10 protein-coding genes, 1 tRNA gene, 3 rRNA genes and 1 other annotated feature (1 of these 15 running past the window's edge) are annotated in these 15,288 nt (G+C 52.5%); of the genes, 9 read left to right on the top strand and 5 right to left on the bottom strand.

All coding sequences use genetic code 11. The features are described from left to right. Positions 1 to 118: a sequence feature (Phe leader region), on the bottom strand (it extends 8 nt beyond the left edge of the window). The 3 genes from pheL to bamD all read right to left on the bottom strand — a co-directional run bounded on the left by pheL (position 70) and on the right by bamD (position 1,568). Continuing rightward, on the bottom strand, positions 70 to 117 hold the full coding sequence (gene pheL / locus L3069_RS17055; protein ID WP_100229775.1) for a pheA operon leader peptide PheL: 48 nt from the start codon (positions 115 to 117) through the stop codon (positions 70 to 72). (Overlaps the previous feature by 48 nt.) A gap of 103 nt (positions 119 to 221) precedes the next feature. Next, on the bottom strand, positions 222 to 563 hold the full coding sequence (gene raiA / locus L3069_RS17050) for a ribosome-associated translation inhibitor RaiA (protein ID WP_006811628.1): 342 nt from the start codon (positions 561 to 563) through the stop codon (positions 222 to 224). A gap of 267 nt (positions 564 to 830) precedes the next feature. After that, the gene (gene bamD, locus L3069_RS17045) at positions 831 to 1,568 is read right to left on the bottom strand and encodes an outer membrane protein assembly factor BamD (RefSeq protein ID WP_003863164.1); all 738 of its coding nucleotides are present in this window, start codon (positions 1,566 to 1,568) and stop codon (positions 831 to 833) included. A 131-nt stretch (positions 1,569 to 1,699) separates the two neighbouring features. Between bamD and rluD the strand changes: the two genes are divergently transcribed. The 9 genes from rluD (at position 1,700) to L3069_RS17000 (ending at position 13,555) form a co-directional block, all read left to right on the top strand. Beyond that, a complete protein-coding gene (rluD, locus tag L3069_RS17040) occupies positions 1,700 to 2,680 on the top strand; it encodes a 23S rRNA pseudouridine(1911/1915/1917) synthase RluD (RefSeq protein WP_022649057.1) in 981 nt (326 codons plus the stop codon). Further along, the gene (yfiH, locus tag L3069_RS17035) at positions 2,677 to 3,408 is read left to right on the top strand and encodes a purine nucleoside phosphorylase YfiH (protein WP_038416534.1); all 732 of its coding nucleotides are present in this window, start codon (positions 2,677 to 2,679) and stop codon (positions 3,406 to 3,408) included. The genes rluD and yfiH overlap by 4 nt, the downstream gene beginning before the upstream one ends. A 129-nt stretch (positions 3,409 to 3,537) precedes the next feature. Next, positions 3,538 to 6,111 (top strand): ATP-dependent chaperone ClpB, encoded by a 2,574-nt coding sequence (clpB, locus tag L3069_RS17030; RefSeq protein WP_038416533.1) that lies wholly within the window; start codon positions 3,538 to 3,540, stop codon positions 6,109 to 6,111. Positions 6,112 to 6,538: 427 nt separating this feature from the next. Further along, positions 6,539 to 8,080, top strand: a 16S ribosomal RNA gene (locus L3069_RS17025). Between the two features lie 84 nt (positions 8,081 to 8,164). Next, positions 8,165 to 8,240 (top strand) — tRNA-Glu (locus tag L3069_RS17020). A gap of 183 nt (positions 8,241 to 8,423) precedes the next feature. Next, a 23S ribosomal RNA gene (locus L3069_RS17015) occupies positions 8,424 to 11,329 on the top strand. Positions 11,330 to 11,398: 69 nt separating this feature from the next. Next, positions 11,399 to 11,514, top strand: a 5S ribosomal RNA gene (gene rrf / locus L3069_RS17010). The 16S, 23S and 5S rRNA genes sit together here with 1 tRNA gene alongside, the layout of an rRNA operon. 129 nt (positions 11,515 to 11,643) lie before the next feature. Next, on the top strand, positions 11,644 to 12,096 hold the full coding sequence (locus tag L3069_RS17005) for a DUF4385 domain-containing protein (protein ID WP_038416532.1): 453 nt from the start codon (positions 11,644 to 11,646) through the stop codon (positions 12,094 to 12,096). A gap of 151 nt (positions 12,097 to 12,247) precedes the next feature. Next, complete coding sequence (locus L3069_RS17000; RefSeq protein WP_038416531.1) at positions 12,248 to 13,555, top strand: MFS transporter; 1,308 nt, start codon at positions 12,248 to 12,250, stop codon at positions 13,553 to 13,555. Here L3069_RS17000 and L3069_RS16995 read toward each other — a convergent pair. Together L3069_RS16995 and pssA are read right to left on the bottom strand one after the other, a co-directional pair. After that, positions 13,552 to 13,875 carry a YfiM family lipoprotein gene (locus L3069_RS16995; RefSeq protein ID WP_022649053.1) on the bottom strand — a complete coding sequence of 108 codons (324 nt, stop codon included), beginning with the start codon at positions 13,873 to 13,875 and terminating at the stop codon, positions 13,552 to 13,554. The genes L3069_RS17000 and L3069_RS16995 overlap by 4 nt on opposite strands. Positions 13,876 to 13,920: 45 nt before the next feature. Then, entirely contained in the window at positions 13,921 to 15,276 is a 1,356-nt protein-coding gene (gene pssA, locus L3069_RS16990) for a CDP-diacylglycerol--serine O-phosphatidyltransferase (RefSeq protein WP_038416530.1), read from the bottom strand. Positions 15,277 to 15,288: the final 12 nt, after the last annotated feature.

The raw sequence follows: 15,288 nt of genomic DNA, 5'->3' as shown, positions 1-15,288 counted from the left end.
GGCCTCCCGGTGTGGGAGGCCTTGTTGTTCGTCTTCGCATTCTTTATCACACGACGAAACGCCTCCCGGTCAGGGGAAGGTAAAAAAGAATGCGAAGAAAAACGGCGTCTGTTTCATTAGGTCATCCTGAAATTGATAGGGTTAAAGTACCTGTACTGTTTTGATCCTGTCAATAAAAAACGCGCCCGAAGGCGCGTTGTCGGTACACTCAATTTAAAGGATTACTCTTCTTCAACTTCTTCCGCGAAGCTGGCGTCTTTCACCGATGTTGTGGCGCGACGGGCTTCACCTTTGTGTTGCACTTTATTGAGCTGCCGTTCCAGCTTGTTGATCAAATCGTTAATTGCGGTGTACATATCCTCGTGTTTAGCGCTGGCGACCAGATGGCCGTTTGGAGTATTGATAGTTGCATCAGCGACGAAACCCTGCGGCTCCTTGGACAGGATGATATGTGGATTAATCAAATGTGTTTGCCATTTATCCAGTTTGGCGAGACGGTCTGCGACGTGCTGGCGGATTGCCGGAGTAATTTCCATTTGTTTACTGGTAATGTTCATTGTCATAAATTTTACCTCTTGTCTTTCCGTCTTGGTGATTCCAGCATACCCGACCTAATGTCAAAATGTGTGATTTAGATCACGTTATTTTGTCGGTTTTTGTCAGGGAATCTTTTTTGTGAGGCAGGGCAGGAAGAGGTGAGATTTACCTTGTCGAAGCCAGCAATTGCGGTCATAGTTGACTGGATGTGTTGAAGCTAAACCGCTTCAGCGTAAGTCTGAAAGAATAAAAAAACGGCAGCCTGCGGGCTGCCGTTATGCGTTGTAGCGGTATCAGGTGTTGCTGCTGTTCGCGGCGATGATTTTCGCCACTTTGTCAGCCTGAGCCGTCATCTGCATCTGGCGATACGCATTCTCCATCAGCTTCAGGCCATCACGCGTGGCCTGGGTATCCGGATAATCACGCAGCATGCCTTCTACACGGTTAACCACGGCAACCCATGCGCCACGGCGGGTGTAGTATTCCGCAACGGAGTACTCGTATTTCGCCAGACGATCTTTCAGGAACACCAGACGCTTAGTGGCATCGGTAATGTACTGGCTGTTCGGGTAGCTACGCACCAGTTTTGAGAAGTCATTGAAAGCATCACGCGCATGTTGCGGGTCACGGTCAGAACGATCCACCCCGAAGAAGCCCTGCAATGCACTGTCATCCAGCGCCATGTTAGTCAGGCCGCGCATGTACATCACGTAATCGATGTTAGGATGGGTAGGGTTCAGACGCATGAAACGATCGATCGTTGCCTGAGCCAGCGGCAGATCGGCATTTTTATAGTAGGCGTAGATCAGATCTAACTGTACCTGCTGTGAATACGGACCAAACGGATAGCGATTATCCAACGCTTCCAGTTGCGTTATCGCCTGTTTCCAGTTACCGTCCTGCAACTTTTGTTGTGCAGTCGCATAGATTTCATTCGGCGGATTGTCAGGGACCTGTTCATTCGAACCGGAGCAGCCCACCAAAGCCAGGCTCAACGTGGCCGCTGCCACCAGATATTTCATGCGCGTCATGACGTTTTGACTTTCCTCAAATGTTTGTCCGGGAGAAACTCAGTTCCTGCTCCCGATTAAGACCAGCTACAATAGCACACTATATTAAACGGCAAAGCCGTAAAACCCAACGTTAAACGAAGAAGCAGTTTATGGCACAACGAGTAGAACTCACCGCAACAGTCTCCGAAAATCAGCTCGGTCAACGCTTAGATCAGGCTTTGGCCGAATTGTTCCCTGATTATTCGCGTTCACGTATAAAAGAATGGATCCTTGACCAGCGCGTGCTGGTAAACGGCAAGATCTGGGACAAACCAAAAGAGAAAGTGTTTGGTGGGGAAGCTGTCGCCATCAATGCTGAAATCGAAGAGGAAGTCCGCTTCGAGCCGCAGGATATCCCGCTGGATATCGTCTACGAAGATGACGATATTCTGGTCATCAACAAACCGCGTGACTTTGTCGTCCATCCGGGCGCGGGTAATCCTGACGGTACGGTACTTAACGCACTCCTTCATTATTACCCGCCGATAGCTGACGTACCGCGTGCCGGTATCGTTCACCGTCTGGATAAAGACACCACGGGTCTGATGGTGGTGGCGAAGACGATCCCCGCCCAGACTCGACTGGTGGAATCTTTGCAGCTGCGCGAAATCACCCGTGAGTATGAAGCGGTGGCGATTGGTCATATGACCTCTGGCGGCACGGTGGAAGAGCCGATTAGTCGTCATCCAACCAAGCGTACGCATATGTCCGTACACCCGATGGGTAAACCGGCGGTAACCCATTACCGCATCATGGAACATTTCCGTATTCATACGCGCCTGCGTCTGCGTCTGGAAACCGGGCGTACTCACCAGATCCGCGTGCACATGGCGCATATTACCCATCCGCTGGTGGGTGACCCTGTTTACGGTGGTCGTCCGCGTCCACCAAAGGGCGCATCGGATGAATTCATCTCCGTGCTGCGTAAATTCGATCGCCAGGCGCTGCATGCGACGATGCTACGTCTTTACCACCCAATCACCGGAATTCAGATGGAATGGCATGCGCCTATCCCACAGGATATGGTGGAACTTATCGACGCGATGCGCGCAGATTTCGAAGAACATAAGGATCACGTGGACTGGTTATGACCAAACTGATTGTCCCGGAGTGGCCGCTGCCTGAAGGCGTGGCCGCCTGTAGCTCGACCCGTATCGGTGGCGTGAGCCAGGGTGCGTGGGCGTCTTTGAACCTCGGTGCGCACTGTGGCGATAACCTGGAGCACGTCGAAGAGAACCGTAAACGCCTCTTTGCTGCGGGAAACCTTCCTTCAAAACCGGTCTGGCTTGAGCAGGTGCACGGTAAAGCGGTGCTGAAGCTTACGGGTGAGCCCTATGCGTCTAAACGCGCCGATGCTTCGTACAGCAATACGCCGGGAACGGTTTGCGCGGTGATGACCGCTGATTGCCTGCCGGTGTTGTTTTGTAACCGTGCCGGTACGGAGATTGCAGCAGCGCATGCGGGCTGGCGTGGCCTGTGTGAAGGCGTACTTGAAGAGACCGTTGCCTGCTTCCAGGACGATTCTGCAAATCTCATCGCCTGGCTTGGCCCGGCGATTGGCCCGCAGGCATTTGAAGTGGGGCCTGAGGTTCGGCAAGCTTTTATGGAAAAAGATCCTCAGGCGGTTAATGCGTTTGTGGCATCCGGCGATAAATATCTGGCCGATATTTATCAGCTTGCCCGCCAGCGCCTTATTAATGTCGGCGTGACCCAGATCTTCGGCGGCGATCGCTGTACATTCACCGAAAAGGGTGATTTTTTCTCCTATCGCCGTGACAAGACGACAGGCCGTATGGCAAGTTTCATTTGGCTGATATAACCTAAAGAATCAAGACGATCCGGTACGCGCCGTTTTCTTTTCACATAATTCAGGTTATTAACCTTGAATAATTGAGGGATGACCTCATTTAATCTCCAGTAGCAAATTTGACCTGTTATGGGAGGAGTTATGCGTCTGGATCGTCTTACTAATAAATTCCAGCTTGCTCTCGCCGATGCCCAGTCCCTCGCACTGGGGCACGACAACCAATTTATCGAACCTCTTCATTTAATGAGCGCCTTGCTGACTCAGGAAGGGGGATCGGTACGTCCTTTGTTAACGTCCGCTGGCATTAATGCTGGCCAGTTACGCACCGCCATCGATCAGGCGCTGAGTCGTTTACCGCAGGTAGAAGGTACTGGTGGCGACGTACAGCCGTCACAGGATCTGGTGCGTGTACTGAACCTTTGCGACAAGCTGGCGCAAAAACGTGGGGACAACTTTATTTCGTCAGAGCTGTTTGTTCTGGCGGCGCTTGAATCACGCGGTACCTTAACCGACCTGCTGAAATCCGCCGGTGCAACCACCGCTAATGTGACCCAGGCGATTGAGAAAATGCGCGGAGGTGAAAGCGTGAACGACCAGGGAGCCGAAGACCAACGTCAGGCTTTGAAAAAATTTACGGTCGATCTGACCGAACGTGCCGAGCAGGGCAAACTTGACCCGGTAATCGGTCGCGACGAAGAAATTCGCCGGACTATTCAGGTACTGCAACGCCGTACCAAAAACAACCCGGTGCTGATTGGTGAGCCTGGCGTCGGTAAAACCGCCATCGTTGAAGGGCTGGCGCAGCGTATCGTTAATGGCGAAGTGCCCGAAGGGCTGAAAGGCCGTCGCGTACTGGCGCTGGATATGGGCGCGCTGGTGGCCGGGGCGAAATACCGCGGTGAATTTGAAGAGCGTCTGAAAGGCGTGCTGAATGATCTGGCGAAACAGGAAGGCAACGTCATCCTGTTTATTGACGAACTGCACACTATGGTGGGGGCAGGTAAAGCTGACGGCGCAATGGATGCAGGGAACATGCTGAAACCTGCGCTGGCACGTGGTGAACTTCACTGCGTCGGTGCCACTACGCTGGACGAGTATCGTCAGTACATTGAAAAAGATGCCGCGCTGGAGCGACGCTTCCAGAAGGTGTTTGTCGCAGAACCAAGCGTTGAAGATACCATCGCGATTTTGCGTGGTCTGAAAGAGCGTTATGAGCTGCACCATCATGTGCAGATCACTGACCCGGCCATCGTTGCGGCGGCGACGCTTTCGCATCGTTACATTGCCGACCGTCAGTTGCCGGATAAAGCCATCGACCTTATCGATGAAGCGGCGTCCAGCATCCGTATGCAGATTGACTCGAAACCGGAAGAGCTGGACCGACTCGATCGCCGCATTATTCAGCTCAAGCTGGAACAGCAGGCATTGAACAAAGAGTCTGATGAAGCGAGTAAGAAACGCCTCGATATGCTCAACGAAGAGCTGGATGAGAAAGAGCGTCAGTATTCTGAGCTGGAAGAAGAGTGGAAAGCTGAGAAAGCCTCCCTCTCTGGCACCCAGACAATCAAGGCGGAGCTGGAGCAGGCGAAAATTGCCATTGAGCAGGCGCGTCGCGTAGGGGACCTGGCGCGGATGTCCGAGCTACAGTACGGCAAGATCCCTGAGCTGGAAAAACAGCTTGAGATCGCCACGCAGTCGGAAGGCAAAACCATGCGTCTGTTGCGTAATAAAGTGACGGACGCCGAGATTGCCGAAGTGCTGGCGCGCTGGACGGGGATTCCTGTAGCTCGCATGATGGAAAGTGAACGCGAAAAACTGCTGCGTATGGAGCAGGATCTGCATCAGCGCGTCATTGGCCAGAACGAAGCGGTCGAAGCGGTATCTAACGCCATTCGTCGTAGCCGTGCGGGGCTGTCCGATCCGAATCGTCCCATCGGCTCGTTCCTGTTCCTGGGGCCAACCGGTGTCGGTAAAACCGAGCTGTGTAAAGCGCTGGCTAACTTTATGTTCGACAGCGATGACGCGATGGTGCGTATCGATATGTCCGAGTTTATGGAGAAACACTCTGTCTCGCGTCTGGTCGGTGCGCCTCCGGGATATGTCGGTTATGAAGAGGGCGGTTACCTGACGGAAGCGGTTCGTCGTCGTCCTTATTCCGTCATCCTGCTGGATGAAGTGGAAAAGGCACACCCTGATGTGTTTAACATCCTGTTGCAGGTGCTGGATGATGGACGCCTGACGGACGGGCAGGGGAGAACGGTCGACTTCCGTAACACGGTGGTGATCATGACCTCGAACCTGGGTTCCGATTTGATTCAGGAACGCTTCGGTGAGCTGGATTACAGCCATATGAAAGATCTGGTGCTGGGTGTGGTCAGCCAAAACTTCCGTCCGGAGTTCATCAACCGTATTGATGAAGTAGTCGTGTTCCATCCGCTGGGTGAGAAACACATTGCGTCGATTGCGCAGATCCAGTTGCAGCGTCTGTACAAGCGTCTGGAAGAGCGTGGGTATGAAATCCACATCTCGGATGATGCGCTGAAACTGCTGAGCGAGAATGGTTACGATCCTGTTTATGGCGCGCGTCCGTTAAAACGTGCAATCCAGCAGCAGATCGAAAACCCGCTGGCGCAGCAAATCCTTTCCGGGGAGCTGGTTCCGGGCAAAGTTATCCGTCTGGAAGCCAACGAAGACCGAATTGTGGCAGTGCAGTAAGTCACAAAACGCAAAAACGGGCCGCTTGCGGCTCGTTTTTGTTTAAAAACCAGGCAAGAATTAAGGTCTGAGATGTGTTTTGCCTGGAAAGTGAGCAGTCAGTAAATAATTTTCACTTTGCACTTGCAGCCTCAGAAGAACTCCCTATAATGCGCCTCCACTGACACGGAACAACGGCACGCAAGCCGCCGGGTCAGCAGAGAAAAGCAAAATAAACGCTTGACTCTGAAGCGGGAAAGCGTAATATGCACACCCCGCGCCGCAGCGAAAACGTAGCGGCACTGCTCTTTAACAATTTATCAGACAATCTGTGTGGGCACTCAAAGTGACATGGATTCTTAATGTCCTCGGACACTAAATGAATACCAAGTCTCAACGAGTGAACACGTAATTCATTACGAAGTTTAATTCATTGAGCATCAAACTTAAATTGAAGAGTTTGATCATGGCTCAGATTGAACGCTGGCGGCAGGCCTAACACATGCAAGTCGAACGGTAACAGGAAGCAGCTTGCTGCTTCGCTGACGAGTGGCGGACGGGTGAGTAATGTCTGGGAAACTGCCTGATGGAGGGGGATAACTACTGGAAACGGTAGCTAATACCGCATAACGTCGCAAGACCAAAGAGGGGGACCTTCGGGCCTCTTGCCATCGGATGTGCCCAGATGGGATTAGCTAGTAGGTGGGGTAACGGCTCACCTAGGCGACGATCCCTAGCTGGTCTGAGAGGATGACCAGCCACACTGGAACTGAGACACGGTCCAGACTCCTACGGGAGGCAGCAGTGGGGAATATTGCACAATGGGCGCAAGCCTGATGCAGCCATGCCGCGTGTATGAAGAAGGCCTTCGGGTTGTAAAGTACTTTCAGCGGGGAGGAAGGCGACAGGGTTAATAACCCTGTCGATTGACGTTACCCGCAGAAGAAGCACCGGCTAACTCCGTGCCAGCAGCCGCGGTAATACGGAGGGTGCAAGCGTTAATCGGAATTACTGGGCGTAAAGCGCACGCAGGCGGTCTGTCAAGTCGGATGTGAAATCCCCGGGCTCAACCTGGGAACTGCATTCGAAACTGGCAGGCTAGAGTCTTGTAGAGGGGGGTAGAATTCCAGGTGTAGCGGTGAAATGCGTAGAGATCTGGAGGAATACCGGTGGCGAAGGCGGCCCCCTGGACAAAGACTGACGCTCAGGTGCGAAAGCGTGGGGAGCAAACAGGATTAGATACCCTGGTAGTCCACGCCGTAAACGATGTCGACTTGGAGGTTGTGCCCTTGAGGCGTGGCTTCCGGAGCTAACGCGTTAAGTCGACCGCCTGGGGAGTACGGCCGCAAGGTTAAAACTCAAATGAATTGACGGGGGCCCGCACAAGCGGTGGAGCATGTGGTTTAATTCGATGCAACGCGAAGAACCTTACCTACTCTTGACATCCAGAGAACTTAGCAGAGATGCTTTGGTGCCTTCGGGAACTCTGAGACAGGTGCTGCATGGCTGTCGTCAGCTCGTGTTGTGAAATGTTGGGTTAAGTCCCGCAACGAGCGCAACCCTTATCCTTTGTTGCCAGCGGTCCGGCCGGGAACTCAAAGGAGACTGCCAGTGATAAACTGGAGGAAGGTGGGGATGACGTCAAGTCATCATGGCCCTTACGAGTAGGGCTACACACGTGCTACAATGGCGCATACAAAGAGAAGCGACCTCGCGAGAGCAAGCGGACCTCATAAAGTGCGTCGTAGTCCGGATTGGAGTCTGCAACTCGACTCCATGAAGTCGGAATCGCTAGTAATCGTGGATCAGAATGCCACGGTGAATACGTTCCCGGGCCTTGTACACACCGCCCGTCACACCATGGGAGTGGGTTGCAAAAGAAGTAGGTAGCTTAACCTTCGGGAGGGCGCTTACCACTTTGTGATTCATGACTGGGGTGAAGTCGTAACAAGGTAACCGTAGGGGAACCTGCGGTTGGATCACCTCCTTACCTTAAAGAACCTGCCTTTGTAGTGCTCACACAGATTGTCTGATGAAAAGTAAATAGCAAGGCGTCTTGCGATTGAGACTGTACGTCCCCTTCGTCTAGAGGCCCAGGACACCGCCCTTTCACGGCGGTAACAGGGGTTCGAATCCCCTAGGGGACGCCACTTGCTGGTTCGTGAGTGAAAGTCACCTGCCGTCATATCTCAAAACTGACTTGCGAGTCATGTTTGAGATATTTGCTCTTTAAAAATCTGGATCAAGCTGAAAATTGAAACGACACATCTTTAATGGTGTGTTCAAGTCTCTCAAATTTTCGCAATCGGAAGTGAAACATCTTCGGGTTGTGAGGTTAAGCGACTAAGCGTACACGGTGGATGCCCTGGCAGTCAGAGGCGATGAAGGACGTGCTAATCTGCGAAAAGCGCCGGCGAGGTGATATGAACCTTTGACCCGGCGATGTCCGAATGGGGAAACCCAGTGCAATTCGTTGCACTATCGTTAACTGAATACATAGGTTAACGAGGCGAACCGGGGGAACTGAAACATCTAAGTACCCCGAGGAAAAGAAATCAACCGAGATTCCCCCAGTAGCGGCGAGCGAACGGGGAGCAGCCCGGAGTCTGAATCAGCTTGTGTGTTAGTGGAACGGTCTGGAAAGTCCGACGGTACAGGGTGATAGTCCCGTACACGAAAGCACACTTGCTGTGAACTCGAAGAGTAGGGCGGGACACGTGGTATCCTGTCTGAATATGGGGGGACCATCCTCCAAGGCTAAATACTCCTGACTGACCGATAGTGAACCAGTACCGTGAGGGAAAGGCGAAAAGAACCCCGGCGAGGGGAGTGAAAAAGAACCTGAAACCGTGTACGTACAAGCAGTGGGAGCCTCTTTATGGGGTGACTGCGTACCTTTTGTATAATGGGTCAGCGACTTATATTCTGTAGCAAGGTTAACCGTATAGGGGAGCCGAAGGGAAACCGAGTCTTAACTGGGCGTTAAGTTGCAGGGTATAGACCCGAAACCCGGTGATCTAGCCATGGGCAGGTTGAAGGTTGGGTAACACTAACTGGAGGACCGAACCGACTAATGTTGAAAAATTAGCGGATGACCTGTGGCTGGGGGTGAAAGGCCAATCAAACCGGGAGATAGCTGGTTCTCCCCGAAAGCTATTTAGGTAGCGCCTCGTGAACTCATCTTCGGGGGTAGAGCACTGTTTCGGCTAGGGGGCCATCCCGGCTTACCAACCCGATGCAAACTACGAATACCGAAGAATGTTATCACGGGAGACACACGGCGGGTGCTAACGTCCGTCGTGAAGAGGGAAACAACCCAGACCGCCAGCTAAGGTCCCAAAGTCATGGTTAAGTGGGAAACGATGTGGGAAGGCACAGACAGCCAGGATGTTGGCTTAGAAGCAGCCATCATTTAAAGAAAGCGTAATAGCTCACTGGTCGAGTCGGCCTGCGCGGAAGATGTAACGGGGCTAAACCATGCACCGAAGCTGCGGCAGCGACGCTTAGGCGTTGTTGGGTAGGGGAGCGTTCTGTAAGCCGTTGAAGGTGTCCTGTGAGGGGTGCTGGAGGTATCAGAAGTGCGAATGCTGACATAAGTAACGATAAAGCGGGTGAAAAGCCCGCTCGCCGGAAGACCAAGGGTTCCTGTCCAACGTTAATCGGGGCAGGGTGAGTCGACCCCTAAGGCGAGGCCGAAAGGCGTAGTCGATGGGAAACAGGTTAATATTCCTGTACTTGGTGTTACTGCGAAGGGGGGACGGAGAAGGCTATGTCAGCCGGGCGACGGTTGTCCCGGTTTAAGCATGTAGGCGGAGGTTCCAGGTAAATCCGGTACCTTATTAACGCTGAGGTGTGATGACGAGGCACTACGGTGCTGAAGTGATAAATGCCCTGCTTCCAGGAAAAGCCTCTAAGCATCAGGTAACACGAAATCGTACCCCAAACCGACACAGGTGGTCAGGTAGAGAATACCAAGGCGCTTGAGAGAACTCGGGTGAAGGAACTAGGCAAAATGGTGCCGTAACTTCGGGAGAAGGCACGCTGATATGTAGGTGAAGCCCCTGCGGGCGGAGCTGAAATCAGTCGAAGATACCAGCTGGCTGCAACTGTTTATTAAAAACACAGCACTGTGCAAACACGAAAGTGGACGTATACGGTGTGACGCCTGCCCGGTGCCGGAAGGTTAATTGATGGGGTTAGCGGCAACGCGAAGCTCTTGATCGAAGCCCCGGTAAACGGCGGCCGTAACTATAACGGTCCTAAGGTAGCGAAATTCCTTGTCGGGTAAGTTCCGACCTGCACGAATGGCGTAATGATGGCCAGGCTGTCTCCACCCGAGACTCAGTGAAATTGAACTCGCTGTGAAGATGCAGTGTACCCGCGGCAAGACGGAAAGACCCCGTGAACCTTTACTATAGCTTGACACTGAACACTGGTCCTTGATGTGTAGGATAGGTGGGAGGCTTTGAAGCGTGGACGCCAGTCTGCGTGGAGCCAACCTTGAAATACCACCCTTTAATGGCTGGTGTTCTAACGTAGACCCGTAATCCGGGTTGCGGACAGTGTCTGGTGGGTAGTTTGACTGGGGCGGTCTCCTCCCAAAGAGTAACGGAGGAGCACGAAGGTTGGCTAATCCTGGTCGGACATCAGGAGGTTAGTGCAATGGCATAAGCCAGCTTGACTGCGAGCGTGACGGCGCGAGCAGGTGCGAAAGCAGGTCATAGTGATCCGGTGGTTCTGAATGGAAGGGCCATCGCTCAACGGATAAAAGGTACTCCGGGGATAACAGGCTGATACCGCCCAAGAGTTCATATCGACGGCGGTGTTTGGCACCTCGATGTCGGCTCATCACATCCTGGGGCTGAAGTAGGTCCCAAGGGTATGGCTGTTCGCCATTTAAAGTGGTACGCGAGCTGGGTTTAGAACGTCGTGAGACAGTTCGGTCCCTATCTGCCGTGGGCGCTGGAGAATTGAGGGGGGCTGCTCCTAGTACGAGAGGACCGGAGTGGACGCATCACTGGTGTTCGGGTTGTCATGCCAATGGCACTGCCCGGTAGCTAAATGCGGAAGAGATAAGTGCTGAAAGCATCTAAGCACGAAACTTGCCCCGAGATGAGTTCTCCCTGAGACTTTAAGTCTCCTGAAGGAACGTTGAAGACGACGACGTTGATAGGTCGGGTGTGTAAGCGCAGCGATGCGTTGAGCTAACCGATACTAATGAACCGTGAGGCTTAACCTTACAACGCCGAAGCTGTTTTGGCGAAGAGACAGACACGATTTTCAGCCTGATACAGATTAACAGAATTTGCCTGGCGGCTTTAGCGCGGTGGTCCCACCTGACCCCATGCCGAACTCAGAAGTGAAACGCCGTAGCGCCGATGGTAGTGTGGGGTCTCCCCATGTGAGAGTAGGGAACTGCCAGGCATCAATCAGAAAGAACCCCGTACCGGAAGGTGCGGGGTTTTTTGCTTTGTGCACGGAAAAACATGCCGGATGGCGGCTTCCCCTTATCCGGCCTACAATTGTTAAAACGATTTTAACAATGGTGCCGCTTTGACTCGTCCTTTTGATTACCAACAAGATTTTGAAAATATAAATTTTCGCGAACATCCCGAACGGTATCAGGTTGGCCGGGGTGAGCAGGGCGTATTGATGGTCGAGCCTTATAAAAGCGAAATCCTTCCACACTGGCGTTTTAAAAATTCTGAAGTCGCAGCGCGTTCGGCACAAGAGATATACGCTCTCTTTGAAGAGTACCGCAGTAAAAACGATTTTGTAGGCATGGATATGGCGCGTAAATTCATACAAATGGGCTATACCCGCGCCCGGCGATACGCGAATCATAAGGGCGGTAAAAAGTATGATGCGGAACGACAAGTCAAACCCCTCGATCACGATCCAGTGAAAGCAGAAGCAGCCGCAGTCTTCAAAAAGTGGTGGGATAAAATTCGTGCAGACGAAGATTACTTGCAGCGAAAAAAGGCCCACCAGCAGTCCTGGGGATAATTACTGCGTCCGCTAATAATTAGATAGCTGATCGAGTTCACAAAACGCAATGAAACATATTGGAAACATTTTATTTACCTAACGATTCGTTTTAAATCCGGTTTTACTGTTTGTGGGCAAAGGCCCGCAATGTGAGACAGGGGATATTAAAATGACAGAAACCGTAGCCAGTGCAGATACGGATAACACCAATTTGGCAGGTAAGGATACTCGCCGTCGGGTTTGGGCAATCGTTGGGGCCTCATCAGGAAACCTTGTAGAGTGGTTTGACTTTTACGTCTATTCATTTTGTTCACTCTACTTTGCGCATATCTTTTTCCCGTCAGGGAACACCACAACTCAGCTTTTGCAAACCGCAGGCGTTTTTGCCGCCGGGTTCCTGATGCGCCCTATCGGTGGATGGCTATTCGGCAGGATCGCGGACAGGAAAGGGCGCAAGACCTCCATGCTCATCTCCGTATGCATGATGTGCGTCGGCTCGCTGGTGATTGCCTGCCTGCCCGGTTATGAGACTATCGGAACATGGGCACCGGCGTTGTTGTTGCTGGCACGTCTGTTCCAGGGGCTATCCGTCGGTGGCGAATATGGCACCAGTGCGACATACATGAGCGAAGTGGCGGTTGAAGGGCGCAAAGGTTTCTATGCATCATTCCAGTATGTAACCCTCATTGGCGGACAGCTACTGGCGTTACTGGTTGTGGTGATCCTGCAACAAATCCTTAGCGATGAAGATTTGCGCGCCTGGGGCTGGCGCATCCCGTTTGCTATGGGCGCTGCCCTGGCGGTTGTCGCCCTGTGGCTACGCCGTCAGCTTGATGAAACCTCTCAACAGGAGGTCAGGGCGCTGAAAGAGGCGGGCTCGATGAAGGGGCTCTGGCGAAACCGCAAAGCATTTTTGATGGTATTAGGTTTTACCGCCGCGGGCTCGCTAAGTTTCTATACCTTCACCACCTACATGCAAAAATATCTGGTTAACACCACGGGCATGCATGCAAACGTTGCGAGTGTCGTCATGACGGTGGCGTTACTCGTCTTTATGCTCATCCAGCCGATTGTCGGCGCGCTGTCGGACAAAATTGGTCGCCGTACCTCCATGCTGATCTTTGGCGGCATGCTCACCCTGGGTACCGTTCCGCTTTTGACGGCGCTACAGCATACAACCTCTCCGTATGCCGCTTTCGCTTTAATCATGGTGGCGCTCATTATTATCAGTTTTTACACGGCAATCAGTGGCATTTTGAAAGCGGAAATGTTTCCCGCACAGGTGAGGGCGCTGGGCGTAGGCCTCTCTTATGCGGTTGCAAACGCCCTGTTCGGCGGTTCGGCAGAGTATGTCGCGTTATCCCTTAAGTCATGGGGCAGTGAAACGACCTTTTTCTGGTATGTCACCGTTATGGGGGCGCTGGCGTTTATTGTCTCGCTGATGCTGCATCGCAAAGGAAAAGGTATCCGCCTTTAATAATGCGCCATCTGCCAGACGGCGTAGCCGGTTGTTGCCCCGGCTACGTCCCAGGCAAAATCTTTCCAGCTCCAGCCACTTCCCGAGGGGCGGCTATCCCAAAGTTCTTTTGATGCCCCCAGGCTGATGGAGAACATCAGGCCTATTGTGGCACTTCGATCCCTGCTATAACCCTGGTGCAGCGCATACTCATTACCCGCAGCGGACATCATTGCAGACGCCAGAAAGTGCTGAGCTTTATCCTGACCCGACCAGTTATCATTAGCCATATGGCTGCAACCTGTCAGCAAAAGAGGGATTATCAGGCAAGGCGTACGCATTAACAGGCTCCATAAAAAAGCCCCGTCGATGACAGGGCTCGTGTATTACAGAATGCGGCTGATGAGGCGATCGATACGGATCCGACGTAGACGGCGAATCAGCTTGCGAACTTTCACCGGGTAATCAGCGATGCTTTGCAGATCGCGATAATGACGAACCACTGTGGTATGCGTGCGTATAAGCTCCAGCTCACGATCGCGTTTCGCGGCTAACGCATGCTGAGGATCGTGAATAAGAATGGCGTTTTCCAAATCCAGACGCCAGGCGCGTGGGTTCAGGTTATTACCGGTCAGCAGCATCCACTCGTCATCAACCCACATTCCTTTGAGATGATAACTGTTATCTTCATCTTTCCAGAGGCGCACGACGAGCTGGTCCGTGTTCACATAGTACTGTAAACGGCTCAGAAAGCGGCGCAGGTTAATCTCATAGAGATAAGGCAGTGCGCCGATGATCTTGAAAGGCTGATCTTCCGGAATGAAAAAGTCGTTTGCCGTTTTATCCCCGACAATGATTTCCACCTTTTTACCATCACGCAGCAGCTGAATGATATTACGCACCAGAACGGCGGGAAGGTTGAAGTAAGGGGTGCAGATGGTGAGCTTATGCTCCGCGCACGGCATCAAATGGAAGATAGTCTTGTTCAGGAGGCTGGATTTACCCAGGCCTACCAGAGGCGTAACGGACAGTTCTTCATTATTGGCATCACCCTGGAAACGATAAATCGCATCGCGCAGCTCCTGGCGGAAGGAGCGAACGTCGTTTTTGATTTCCGGACTTTTCGGGCGATGAGGATCGTCAAGACGGTGCACACCCCGGCCATGAACCAGGTTTTTATCAACCCAGTTGAACATGATGTCGGTCATCTGCGGATTACGGATAAGATGGTAGCGATCGTAACGGTATTTATCGAGCTGATGGAGATACACATCATTCAGGCTGGCGCCGCTGTAAAGGACGCTGTCATCGATGATAAATCCTTTGAAATGAAGAACGCCAAGCGCTTCACGGGTATTCACGGGCACACCATACACCGGAATATCGATCCCCGGGTTCTCCTGGGCCGTGCGGCAATACCAGTCAGCGTTAGTGTTCGAGGCAGCCGCACCAATACGGCCACGCTGAGCACGGTGCCAGTCAACCAGCACGCGAACATCCAGTTCCGGACGCTGACGTTTCGCTTCATAGAGCGCGTTCAGGATCGCACGCCCACCTTCATCTTGTTCAAGATAGAGCGCCACAATGCAAATACGTCGCGTAGCGCTGGCAATCTTTTCAAGAAGCGTCTCCCGGAAATGAGCGGGAGCATAAAAGAACTCTACATCATCAACTGACTGAGAAATCTTCGGTAGTTGAGCAAGGTGTTGTTGATGTTTATTACGCTTAAATTTTGACAACATCACAGTGCGTTT

Origin of the sequence: Enterobacter cloacae complex sp. ECL411 (assembly GCF_021869665.1) — a bacterium.
Taxonomy (GTDB): Bacteria; Pseudomonadota; Gammaproteobacteria; order Enterobacterales; family Enterobacteriaceae; genus Enterobacter; species Enterobacter intestinihominis.
This window is presented reverse-complemented; position numbering and strand designations above follow the sequence as displayed.

Excerpts from the sequence above, each read along its gene's own strand:
- raiA (WP_006811628.1), bottom strand. The coding sequence starts at position 563 with ATGACAATGAACATTACCAGTAAACAAATGGAAATTACTCCGGCAATC.
- yfiH (WP_038416534.1), top strand. The coding sequence starts at position 2,677 with ATGACCAAACTGATTGTCCCGGAGTGGCCGCTGCCTGAAGGCGTGGCC.
- L3069_RS17000 (WP_038416531.1), top strand. The coding sequence starts at position 12,248 with ATGACAGAAACCGTAGCCAGTGCAGATACGGATAACACCAATTTGGCA.
- clpB (WP_038416533.1), top strand. The coding sequence starts at position 3,538 with ATGCGTCTGGATCGTCTTACTAATAAATTCCAGCTTGCTCTCGCCGAT.
- L3069_RS16995 (WP_022649053.1), bottom strand. The coding sequence starts at position 13,875 with ATGCGTACGCCTTGCCTGATAATCCCTCTTTTGCTGACAGGTTGCAGC.
- bamD (WP_003863164.1), bottom strand. The coding sequence starts at position 1,568 with ATGACGCGCATGAAATATCTGGTGGCAGCGGCCACGTTGAGCCTGGCT.
- pssA (WP_038416530.1), bottom strand. The coding sequence starts at position 15,276 with ATGTTGTCAAAATTTAAGCGTAATAAACATCAACAACACCTTGCTCAA.
- rluD (WP_022649057.1), top strand. The coding sequence starts at position 1,700 with ATGGCACAACGAGTAGAACTCACCGCAACAGTCTCCGAAAATCAGCTC.